This window comes from Peribacillus sp. Bi134 (assembly GCF_918698065.1).
GTDB lineage: Bacteria > Bacillota > Bacilli > Bacillales > DSM-1321 > Peribacillus.
Genome location: NZ_CAKKLN010000022.1, coordinates 1 through 11,639, shown reverse-complemented (window position 1 = coordinate 11,639; position 11,639 = coordinate 1). Strand labels below are relative to the sequence as shown.

The 11,639-nt window shown below is 35.7% G+C and carries 11 protein-coding genes; 3 read left to right on the top strand and 8 right to left on the bottom strand.

Going from position 1 to position 11,639, the window contains the following annotated elements; translation table 11 throughout:
- Nucleotides 1-412: 412 nt before the first annotated feature.
- Together LQ188_RS26505 and LQ188_RS26500 are read right to left on the bottom strand one after the other, a co-directional pair.
- On the bottom strand, nucleotides 413-799 hold the full coding sequence (locus tag LQ188_RS26505; RefSeq protein WP_101225309.1) for a DoxX family membrane protein: 387 nt from the start codon (nucleotides 797-799) through the stop codon (nucleotides 413-415).
- A 288-nt stretch (nucleotides 800-1,087) separates the two neighbouring features.
- Complete coding sequence (locus tag LQ188_RS26500; protein ID WP_054399258.1) at nucleotides 1,088-1,642, bottom strand: GNAT family protein; 555 nt, start codon at nucleotides 1,640-1,642, stop codon at nucleotides 1,088-1,090.
- Nucleotides 1,643-2,224: 582 nt separating this feature from the next.
- Here LQ188_RS26500 and LQ188_RS26495 point away from each other — a divergent pair.
- Nucleotides 2,225-3,610 (top strand): cytochrome P450, encoded by a 1,386-nt coding sequence (locus LQ188_RS26495; protein WP_230178937.1) that lies wholly within the window; start codon nucleotides 2,225-2,227, stop codon nucleotides 3,608-3,610.
- A gap of 680 nt (nucleotides 3,611-4,290) precedes the next feature.
- Here LQ188_RS26495 and LQ188_RS26490 read toward each other — a convergent pair.
- Together LQ188_RS26490 and LQ188_RS26485 are read right to left on the bottom strand one after the other, a co-directional pair.
- Entirely contained in the window at nucleotides 4,291-4,911 is a 621-nt protein-coding gene (locus LQ188_RS26490) for a YetF domain-containing protein (RefSeq protein WP_157831139.1), read from the bottom strand.
- 299 nt (nucleotides 4,912-5,210) lie between these two features.
- Nucleotides 5,211-6,179, bottom strand: a complete 969-nt coding sequence (locus tag LQ188_RS26485) for a hypothetical protein (protein ID WP_101225313.1) — start codon at nucleotides 6,177-6,179, stop codon at nucleotides 5,211-5,213.
- Between the two features lie 634 nt (nucleotides 6,180-6,813).
- Here LQ188_RS26485 and LQ188_RS26480 point away from each other — a divergent pair.
- Nucleotides 6,814-7,431 (top strand): cell wall hydrolase, encoded by a 618-nt coding sequence (locus tag LQ188_RS26480; RefSeq protein ID WP_101225314.1) that lies wholly within the window; start codon nucleotides 6,814-6,816, stop codon nucleotides 7,429-7,431.
- 270 nt (nucleotides 7,432-7,701) lie between these two features.
- Here the strand turns inward: LQ188_RS26480 and LQ188_RS26475 are convergent, their stop codons facing one another.
- Complete coding sequence (locus tag LQ188_RS26475) at nucleotides 7,702-8,448, bottom strand: polysaccharide deacetylase family protein (protein ID WP_101225315.1); 747 nt, start codon at nucleotides 8,446-8,448, stop codon at nucleotides 7,702-7,704.
- 231 nt (nucleotides 8,449-8,679) lie between these two features.
- Nucleotides 8,680-9,165, bottom strand: coding sequence for a diadenosine tetraphosphate hydrolase (locus tag LQ188_RS26470; RefSeq protein ID WP_101225316.1), 486 nt, complete (start codon nucleotides 9,163-9,165; stop codon nucleotides 8,680-8,682).
- Between the two features lie 305 nt (nucleotides 9,166-9,470).
- Between LQ188_RS26470 and LQ188_RS26465 the strand changes: the two genes are divergently transcribed.
- On the top strand, nucleotides 9,471-9,929 hold the full coding sequence (locus LQ188_RS26465; protein WP_101225317.1) for a hypothetical protein: 459 nt from the start codon (nucleotides 9,471-9,473) through the stop codon (nucleotides 9,927-9,929).
- A gap of 245 nt (nucleotides 9,930-10,174) precedes the next feature.
- Here the strand turns inward: LQ188_RS26465 and LQ188_RS26460 are convergent, their stop codons facing one another.
- Together LQ188_RS26460 and LQ188_RS26455 are read right to left on the bottom strand one after the other, a co-directional pair.
- The gene (locus tag LQ188_RS26460) at nucleotides 10,175-10,738 is read right to left on the bottom strand and encodes a histidine phosphatase family protein (RefSeq protein ID WP_101225318.1); all 564 of its coding nucleotides are present in this window, start codon (nucleotides 10,736-10,738) and stop codon (nucleotides 10,175-10,177) included.
- A gap of 155 nt (nucleotides 10,739-10,893) precedes the next feature.
- Nucleotides 10,894-11,397, bottom strand: coding sequence for a DUF2716 domain-containing protein (locus LQ188_RS26455; RefSeq protein WP_101225319.1), 504 nt, complete (start codon nucleotides 11,395-11,397; stop codon nucleotides 10,894-10,896).
- Nucleotides 11,398-11,639: the final 242 nt, after the last annotated feature.

The window sequence follows — 11,639 nt, the reverse complement described above, 5'->3', positions numbered from 1 at the left end:
GAAAAGCTCTTCCCATACGGTTTAGATTGATCTAAAAATGCCTGAACTTGGCTCTCTCCTTTTGCCACATCCAGACCAACAACTGGATTCATTGTTTTTTCCTCCTCTACTTACTAACCAGTACCCCTAGTCCTCCATGTAGTGTCATAGCTTCGCTTGTTATTCGAGATCTGCGTCCCAACCAGCCTCAAACATGTTTCTACAAGTAGGGGGCGGACAGTTTAGTTCACGGGATCAAGTCCCACGCACCCGCACGTCCTACCCTGGCTACTGATATAATAGATTCTATTAAAAAAAGGTCAACCAGTAATTTTTACTGGTCGACCTTATAATACGAACGCACCCGTTAGTTCATTAGGGATTATTGTAGAGTTAACACAAACTTGACGCAAAATGTGTAATCAAGGAAGTATTAATGAGAAGGCTTTTTCTCCAAAATACTTTTAAAGCTTTTTCTGTAACAAAACAACAAATAACTAAACATGATTACAAGTATTACTGCTAAAACAAGTAACGAATGATCAAGGATCAAATGAAGTAAGAAAATGTTGGCTACAATTGGAGACAATATTGCAAGTGCTAATGGGACAAAGCGATTACTTAAAAGTAAAACTCCACAAACGATTTCTAAAAACTTTTCAAATATTAACAGATATTCAAATTTGAATAATGCCATCGCTTCAGGGCTAGTAGCAATAAATGGTTCAAAGTCAAAAATGACAAAATAACCGTTTAGACCTGCAATAAGGAAGATAAAACCTAAAAATATTCTAGAGAGATGTAAAAGGACTTTATTCAACCTACACACCACCAATTTGATTTTAGTTATAATTCTAATTTTATTATAGTTGGTTACTGCGCAGTACGATAAAACTTTGTACTAATGCAACTAACCTGCAACTGATAGTGCCATAAGAAAAAGCTGCCTTAAAGACAGCTCTGATCTTAAGCTAACGCACTCGTTAGTTCATTAAGAAAAGCAATTCTTAAAGAATCGAGCCCTTTAATGGAATAAGAAGGGACTATATTTTATTGAAATTATCGTCAACAAACCTCTTCATTTTATCATTTTATCTGTACAAGAACTCTAAGTTTCCAGGTTAGTAATTTTGCCGAAAAGTAATGCATCATAATACTTATCCTCTATAAAATAGTGGTCTTTTAATCGTCCTTCTAACTCATACCTGTTCTTTTCAAGTATCCGTGCAGAGCCAATATTGGCATGCACTACCATTGCATGAAGCTTATGAAGATTAAGTGATTTAAATGCAAAATCACTCATCAATGCAACAATCTCTGTGCCATACCCCTTGCCCCAATGATGTTTATGCAACACATAACCAATTTCAGCTTGGTTTGCTTCTTGGTCAAAATTGAAAATTATGGCTGTTCCTATAATTGCTTGAGTTAATTTTTCAACAATAGAGGAATATAAATGAGTTCCTGCAGACTCGCGTTTTAACATTAGTTCAATGAACTGACGAGTTTCCTCCAAAGTACTCATCAAATTCCAGCCAATAAATCGTGAAACCTCTTGATCTGACGCATAATGATGTATTTCTTGAACATCCTCTATCCTTAGTGCTTTGAAGTAGATTTTTTCACCCTCTAATGAATGAAATAAAACAGCCTGCTTCTCCATTTTAACCTCCTCTAACTACGCTTTGTTAATGAACCACCGATGGTAGCGAAAATGTCCCCAATTAAGGTTAATATCATCACACTCATTTTAGTACATCCTTTCAAATAATTTTCCATATATATGTTTCAACTGTTTACTCGACAATCTGGACCTTTAATGGAATAACATGACTGACATTTTTAAACAACTTTATTTTAAACAACTTTAATGTGACTTAACAGTTCCTTAATGAACTATCCTGCCCCGTTAGTTGCATAAGAAAATGGAGCTGTTTCCAACCCCATATTTGTTAGTTCAACAAGATAATAACTTTTGTAAGGTAGTTCCATACATACCTGCTTTCATTAGTAAAAGAAAGTGACAACCAGGGATGGGTGCCTTTACAATTTCATAAACACTTTGATTTCGTTTATTAATAGTATTCCTTTATACACACTTGTAATTTCATTCAAATTGATTAACTATCTTTTAAAAAAAATATTGTATTTGTTAGTCTTCTTATTAACAACTTGTCCAAACCAATCAATACTTTCCTCATAGAATGAATACAAGTAATTATACCGAAATGGAGGAAACAAACCAATGAGTGACACAAATTTTTCAAATGATTCTCCAGGCCCAAAAGGAAAATTAATTACTGGCCATTCAAAGGAGTTTATTTCAGATACACTTGGCTTTCTTACCCGTTTAGCAAAAGAATATGGAGAAGTTGCTAAAATTCGTTTTGGACCTTTCCATAATGTTTACCTTATTTCAAATTCAGATTTAATAAAGCAGGTACTTGTAACAAAACAAAAATCCTTCTTGAAATCAAAGGACTTCTCTGCTTTAAAACCAGTACTAGGAGAAGGCCTTCTTACAAGTGAAAAAGAAATTCACATGCGCCAAAGAAGGCTTATTCAACCCTCTTTCAAAAAGTCTCATATTAGCAATTATGGTCAGGATATGATTGATATAACAATGGACTATATTTCCACTTGGAAAAACAGAGAAGAAAGGATTATTTCGGAGGATATGATGAGCCTTGCACTGGGTATTATCAGCAAGACCATGTTCAGCATGAACCTCAAAGAAGGATATGGCATGCTCGGGGAACCTATAGAAGCCTTCATGAGAATTGCCGTTAAAAGAATGCGAACACTTCAAATGCCACTATGGGTTCCAACTAAAAACAACCGTGAATATAAAATTGCGAAACAGAGACTTGATAAGGTGATTTATAGCTTTATTGAAAAACGTAGAACAGAGGCAGAGAGACATGAGGATATGCTTGGGATTCTAATGGATGCTCGAGATGATGAGGATGGCTTAGCTATGACAGACAAGCAGTTACGTGATGAGTTAATGACCATTTTCCTTGCCGGTCACGAAACAACAGCAAATGTGCTTTCCTGGACCTTATACTTGCTTTCCCAACACCCTGATGTGGCAACTAAACTTTTCAATGAAATAGATAGCGTAATCGGCAACCGTAATCTAACAACTGGCGATTTTATGAAATTAACATTCACACAAAATGTTATCTATGAATCAATGCGCATATACCCGCCTGCCTATATCATACAACGGGAAGTGGCGGAGGATGTGGTAATTGGAGGGTATCTTTTTAAAAAAGGCGATATGATCCTGTTGAGTCAGTATGTGATGCACCACAAGCCTGAGTATTTTGATAATCCAGATTCCTTTAAACCTGAGCGATTTGAAAACAACTTTATGAAAACCCTACCTCCGTTCGCTTACTTTCCATTTGGCGGAGGTCCGAGAGTTTGTATCGGTAATCATTTTGCAGTGATGGAAGCTGTGCTTGTCCTAGCATGCATTGCTCAACGATATCGGATAAGGCTGGCGCCTGACCATCATGAAGTAAAGCCACTTCCGTCTATTACACTCAGACCGAAGCGTGGATTGCGCATGGTAGTCGAAGATAGAAATATAGGAGGTTTCCAACCAGAAGCTTCTGAAATTTAAATGAATATAAGTTGTATTAATGAACAAAATTGTCACTCTACACCTAAGGTAGATCCCCCCTTTAGTTCCATAAAAAAGACTGCAGCATCAACCCTAGTTTTTGAAGTAAACCAGCTAATAGGATGTCAATATCTTTCTCTGAAATTTTCATTTCCCTTATGATATACTATTTTTGGCCATGCCAAATACCCCTCCAAAACCCTTTGGAAGGATTTTTCTCTGTTTCAGAATCAAAGGTCCGGTAAGTAATAAAACCCAATAACAAAGATACGATAGGAATAATTATATACTGTGGCCCAAAAATAAAGGATGCTAGAACTAATAATAGAGTTAGCATCCCATAAGGATTTTGTCCTTTTATAGTATTTAAATGCACAATATCCTCCGGGGTCAGACCTTCGTGTTCGTACTTAGTTATTATTCGTTTAAGTATCCCTTGCACCATCCCTTGAAAAATGATGTATATAACAAAATTAAGCTTACTATTATTGTGAATTATTGGTTATCTTAATTTGTAAAAAAATTGCAGCAACATCACCATACCCTCTTACAACTTCCCTTATATTAAGAAGCCAGTTTTCGCCCTGTAATTCAACTAACGCACCCGTTAGTTGAAGAACATTGCTTATGTATTGTGTATTATCTTTGTACTAAAGAAAAAAACAGCTTATTTAATGTCTCTAAGATTTATAGTCCACTATGTCTCCCTCGTCATAAGCTTCTTTAAATAATGGTGGCGTTTTCGCTTCAGATTGATTTTGTGATGAGGAACGAATACCATTCTCAGCTAAGATATCTAAAATTTTTTGAATATCTTCTTTGGTTGCGGGTGCTTTGTTTGGCTTTAGGCTAGTCGCTATTTTACCATTGGACTCTAATATCGCCAATTCAACATCTTCGACATTTCCTATATTTTTTTGGCGAAGTGCACTTTGTATCTCATCTATCGTTAATCTGGCTTTTTTTAGCTCTTCTAACTTCACCTTTCCATCTTTAATTAGTATTGATGGTACTCCATTAATAAACTTTCTGGATTTTGGAAACCATATTTGTATTTTTGCTAATAATACAATTCCTATAATGAGCAAAGTTCCAGCATATACTGCTTGCCATTCCTCTTTCAATGCTAAAGGTTGGATTAGTACAGCACCAATCGAAATCCTTAACACAGCTTCCGAAACTGTTGTTTCTGCAAGTGATCTCTTTCCTGCGATACGCAGAAGAATAATTGCAGTACAAAAAATTAACAATGCCTTTAATACATAAGGTAAGGTAGATATGTCTTCTAAAAAATCCATCATTTTTCTCATTCCTTAAACATTTTTTGTTAGTATCTGTTGACTCTATACCAAATATGTAGATAGTTTTTGGAAACTAGGTAACAACAAAAATTCAGGTGTTTTTTAGAATGTAAAATAAAGGCTAAATAACTAATTCTCCACTTCAACTAAACTGCCCCGTTAGTTGAACAAGGGTATTTTTTTTCTCTAATTTGAATGTATGATTATGTATAGAATCGTACATTCAAAAGGCCCCCAATTTGGGGGCCTTTTCATTTAATTTATTTTCTTTTTATAAATATAATTCAATATTAGGAACATTAATTACTTCTAGAACTGTGCATTGCTCTCCGGCGGTCGTGCAGTACCATTAGGATAATTATTCCCATCATCACTCCCAAGACGCTACCTAACTCGGTGGTTAGTACATATGCAAGTGGGTACTCTAGAGCAGGTTGTGCATCGGGGCGAGTGGCGGACAAGCGGTTAAAGAGGTTATAAGAGAACAGCATTCCCGACGAGATCCATGCTGCTGCCATAGGAGGGAAGAACCTCTTCGACCCGCGGCGGGTGGTCAGTACCAACAAACCCCACGCCCCCGCGAAGGCCCACACACCGGTACTCAACGACAATAGGTGCCACCATAAATCGCGGTTATCCAACATAGCTGGGTTGATGCCAATAGTTCCACCAATCGCCCAGAATAGCTTAATAAATCCAAGCAGGATACAGCCGGCCGCGACAAGCCTAGCCAAGGTGATATGCAGTTTCTGGCTGTTGCCCGGGAGTAATTCAATGTCGATTGGATCAGTAAATGCCTCTGGCCAACGCGCTTTAGCGTATCCAGCTAAGGCGAAAGGTAGACAGATGCCGACTCCAACCAGTGAGACCATTACGAAAATCTGCTCATATACCCAAACGTTGGCAGGTCCTGCCTGCTGATCGCGTATCATAGCAGCAGGACCAAGCACAGGTGCCAGCAACAGCATAGGAATAAGTAAACCAGTACCTACCCAGACGGGCAAGGCAACCAACCAGGCGGGCAGTCGCTCACCCCATGTCATGCTAAACGCCAATGCTAACAGGATACCAACTGCAGCTAGAACCATTGTTACTGCGTTTGCAGTGCGCCAACTTGGGTCGCCCATTTGTTCGGTCGGCATGAAGAGACCGAAAGTCCAGGCGATTTTGATTAACAGATAAGGCATTACTGCTATAGCGGCACCATAACCCCAAAATCTACGTTTCTTCATCAAATATGAAATTGGCTGCTTTTTCATTAATGTCATGAGGTCACCTCGGCCGCCAGACCAGTGAGTTCGTCAATCTCTACATGTACAATGAACAGAGCGCTTCCAATTAAACTCTCATTTTTATTTCTATTTATAACTATAAATAAACACCCCTTAAGAATTATAATTTAAACTGTTTTAGTTTTAATGAATCATAGGACTTTTCACGAAGATAATCATTTCCCCCATTACTCTCACCATCAATACCCTAAAAACTGCTCTGCTCGCTTTAATTTTATATTCCAATTAAAAATCCCTTATTCTAAAAAATTAACCAAGAAGATCGTCTTCATTGACGACCTTCTTGTGTCAATTCTTCTTGAACTAACCTGTCCCGTTAGTGCCATAAGGAGTCTTGACGCATGCCCATCAAGTTAAAATTTCTTTATACCTCAAAACGAAAAAAGCTATCTTCAGCAGCATTTACAGAAAGAATAGCTTATTTTTTCGTTATGGGTATAATCCTTTTTCTTAGCTTGATGGCGATAGGCGGTACCCAATAAACAGAAAATTCGTCTGAAAACTTCTTCATTTTTTGTTTTAAAATAGGAATAATGTAAGATAAATCTATTTTTCTTGTATGATAAAGTAGAATAGTAGGAAAATGAATCGAAGGATGTGTTATTATTTGATGTTAAATGTAAAAAAAATGTCGTTTGTTGTTTTTATTTGTTTCATGTTTTTTATACCAAATTCAATCTTTGCTCAAGAAATTTTACACAATGGAAGTCAAGGACAAGCAGTTTATGACTTACAAGAAAATTTAAAGAAAATGGGTTACTTTAACAGTCAACCAACAGGGTATTATGGTTCAATTACTGATCATGCAGTGAAACAACTCCAACTAGATTCTGGAATAATACCAGATGGAGTTTTTGGATTCCAAACACAACAAAAATTAAATAGTATTGAAATGATGGCAAGGGTTGTTTATGGAGAAGCTCGAGGAGAAACTTATGAAGGAAAAGTAGCTGTCGCTGCAGTAATTTTGAACCGAATGTCAACACCAGGTTTTCCTAAAAATACTTACGATGTTATTTTCCAGACAAATGCTTTTACAGCTGTACATGATGGGCAATATTATTTGACCCCAAATAGCTATTCTTATCGAGCTGTTATTGATGCATTGCAAGGTTGGGATCCTACTCATGGTTCTGTTTATTATTATAATCCGGTCTCGGCAACAGATGAATGGATTTTCACAAGGGAAACAGTCATTAGAATAGGCAACCACTTATTTGCAAAGTAAAACTAATCTACATACATATTGAGGAATGATATTTTTATAGTTTCGTATTATAAATATCCCATTAACTATGTCGTGAGGTATAGTTGAAAGGTCGGGCAGTATTTGCCCGACCTTTTTGGCGGTACCCTTGGCGGCACCCCCAAAAGAAAAAACTGCCTTAAAGACAGCTCCTATCTACAGCTAAAGCACCTGTTTTTCCTTATTTTCCGTACCCATTTACTTATAAACAATATTAAGTACTTTTTCCCTTGGTTCCAAAAGAAAAAGCGATTACCTGGTATAGGAACCGCCTTCAACTATCTTTGCAAAGTCATCAAGAGTAGTTGAATACTTGATATAAATTCGTGGTAAAAGATAAAGTTCGTCTTTAATGCCCTTCTCAGAAAATAGTTCAGGAGTTGTCGTAAGTCCAAACAAATAATATTTCTTCGTTTCTTCTACCACTTTGTCATTGAAATTTCCGTATGGATACGCAAGAGCATTAACTGGTTTGCCTGTTATTTTTTGAATTTTTTCTTTGGACCCTTTCAGTTCATATTCATAATTTTTTATTTCCGTCAAATCAGGATGTGTAGCAGTATGAGACTGGATTGAGATTATACCCGAATCAGCCATCATTTTTAAATCCGATTTCGATAATCGGTTTGAACGACCGATAAAGTCAGAGATAACAAAAATGGTACCACTTGGTTTAAAACGTTCGTTTTCAAGTTTTTGAAAGATAGCAAATGCATTCAGATTGTTTTTGTATCCGTCATCAAAGGTAATGAAAATGGGTTTATTTTCTTTATGAATTTCTTGCCAACGATCAAAAGTTAATAATGTGTAGCCATGGTCTTTTAAATAAATCATTTGTTTCTGGAAATTATCAGGAGTTACATATAGCTCCTTAGAACCCTGCCCAGTAAACTCGTCAATCGAATGATAAATTAAAATTGGTACTTTTCGTTGAGCAAAAACTTGTGATGGAAGAATTAAGATAAGAAGACATAGGAAAAACATTACAACCTTTTTCATAAAATTCCTCGCTTTGCGTCCTTTTTATATCTTTTCAATTTATTGTGCCTCAAAAGCATAGTTCTATTATGATTTCTCCCATATTTGATTCTATCTCCCATTGCAATGATGACTTTGATAATCCCAAATGAAAAACTAATTTCTTAAAACACTAAGGAATCGGACTAACTGCCACATTAGCTCTATAAGAAAAAGAGCTGCCAAAGCAACTGTTAGTGGGACAAGGAAGGATTAAGTGTATAGTTCTTTTTTTAAAGTCTTAATTCCATCAATTACACTTTTTACATTTTCATCATTATTTAATTTGTTTCTTGCATGGAGCAAAACTGGTCTAACAGATTCCACAGATCGTCCAAAATCGTACATCCATTCATATCGAGGAACCATCCAAGTATGAAAATGGTGAGTAGTATCTTCATTATAAAAGTAATAAACATGTTCTATCCCTAATACTTCCCTTTGAGCTTTTCTAATCTTAGATAATAAGTTTATGTAATCAACCTTTTCTAAGTCATTTAATTCGTCAAAGCACTTAATATGGCGTTTAGAGGCTAAAATTACTAAACCTTTAATGGGATATGCAACGTCTTGGTGAGCATGAAAATATTCAGTTTCGACTATTACACCACCATCCGGTTCTATTTCCCCACTTGTTAAAGCACAACTTAAACATTCGACTTCAACTGTTTTTCCATTAGACAAAGTAATTTCCCTCATAATTCCCTCCAAAAACAAAATATTATCTCTCTTAAAAATATAAAAATAAACAAACCCTTGTTGAGCTATCCTGCCCCTTTAGTTTAAGTACATTCTTTCACAATCTCTATTTTTTTAACATTAATATCCAAAATATTTAATATAAATTATCAAACTTTATTACAGAGCAACACCAGTGAATCAAAATCTACTGAAAAGTGGGCTTCAGCTAGTAAAATTCCTAGGATTGGAGAGTATGGTAAATAATTTGCATGTTATTATTAATAAGTAAGTAGATAAGAGCAATAGAAAAGGTGGAAATACATATGAAGAAGACAGTATTAGCATTCACAATCGCAGGAACGTTAGTAGGATTAAGTGGGGGATACGCAATCGGTTTTTACAATGCGGACGCAAGGCAAGATGAAAAGCAAAATGAAAAGATCATCGCAGAAATAAACCGTCTCTCAAAAATTAAGGAAATGCCAATAGTACACCTGGACGAGCAAACATCTGAAGTATATATGGGTAGAGAAAAACTGATTGCTAATGAGGGTGAAGAGAATATCATTTCTGAGACATTTGAAATCAGGGATATCGACAATGGTAAACTCCTTGGGGTGAATTCGCGAGGCGAGGGCGAAGACATTACTTTTGATGAAAAGGTATTTACTACCAGGGGATTCAAGCCAGAACCTGGTAGCATTTACCGTGTGGGTTGGGAAGAATCCGATTATAATAATAAAGAATGGGGTAAAATTGTTGTACTCGAACAACTAAAGTGAATACCAAGATTGGAGAGTATGGTAAATAATTTTTATGACAAAAAGTATCTATTACTCGTATAAATAATACTTATGTAGAGCTTAAATCAACAATTACAAAGAAGTTTAGAAAAGTGAAACAAGAATTTAAAATAAGACGGTCCTTTTAAAGACCGTCTTATTTAGCTTTTAAAACAAAGTTTGATTATTTTTGTGTTCCTTAATCAACTAACGCACCCGTTAGTTCATTAAAATAATGTACTTTATTAGATTTTTATTACTTTATCTTCATCCCATATACGTTCCAAGATTACTTCATTATTAATACAGTTTATTTGAAAAACGTCAGGATTACTAAGGTTTTTCCAACACTCGAAATCAAAGTCACTATTATAATTCTTTAAAAGTAAGGATATTATATTTCCATGACTGACGATTACTGTGTTTTCAGTCCCACTTTTGGAGACTTCTTCTACAACATTTACGATTCGATTCATTGCTTCTTGACTGGACTCTCCTCCTTCAAATTTTAATTCCATATCATTAAATGTTGCTTTTAGTTTTTCATACCAATCAGGTAAGTCCGTTGTACTTAGTGTCCGTTCTGAGAGGCGTTCATCAATCTCTATTTTAATATTTGTTTTCTCACTTAAAGGTTCTACTGATTGAATAGCACGCAAAAACGGACTTGATATTATTCGGTCAATTTTTGCATTACTGAAGAAATCAGCTAAATATTTCGCTTGTTTTGAACCTTTTTCTGTTAATTGTGATTCCGAAGGTTGCCCCTGTGCTTCGCAATGTCTGACAATGTAAATCTTCTTTAGCATAAGATCCTCCCACCTTAGTAGTAAATACAAGTTTCTATATCTGTCTGTAATTTTCCTTCTTGAACTAACCTGCCCCTATAGTTGCATAAGAAAAGGAGCTGCTGATCAGCTCCTGGTAATGAAGTAATGCACCCGTTAGTTCAACAAGGTTTACATTATCCCTGACGTAATATTTTTTGAAACATTCTTGGTTTATGTTTTTCAAAACCTTTTATCAATTCTTTTCCAAAAATAGTGATCGTTTCTTCCCAAGGGTGTCCTAATAATCCCCATTCAAAATTCTTATGAATAAAAAAGTAATAATCACCGTTTGGAAAAATAGGTACCGTCCATTCATCAAATTCACTTTTCGGAAACTCCATACGGGGGTTTATCCAATAACCTTGATGTTGCCAATCTAACGCATACATATATTCATTTTTCTGTGTGAGTTCTTGAAAAACAAGCAATAACTTATCCTCAAGATTATTGTAAATCTCATCATAAGTATCTGAATCTCCGGACCAATTTAGATACGGGGATACATCATATGTGATAAATGGACTTGGCACTTCAAAAGATGGGAACTTTGATATGCTTGGTTCAAAAGTAAATTCATCATATATCCTATCCCATACCTCATTATCTTCTATTGTAGATAATTCAATCCAGTTTTCCATTTGAATAGCCACCTTTACGATGCTTTTAATCAGGGTTATTATATCATTTATTGTGCAACTAACCTGCCCCGTTAGTGCCATAAGAAAAAGGCTGCCTCAGCAACCTCCCTTAATGAACTAAACCAGCTAATAGGATGTCAATATCTTTCTCTAAAAATTTCATTTCCATTATGATATACTTTTTTGGGCCATGCCAAATAACCCTCCAAAACCCTTTTGGAAGGATTTTTCTCTGTTTCACA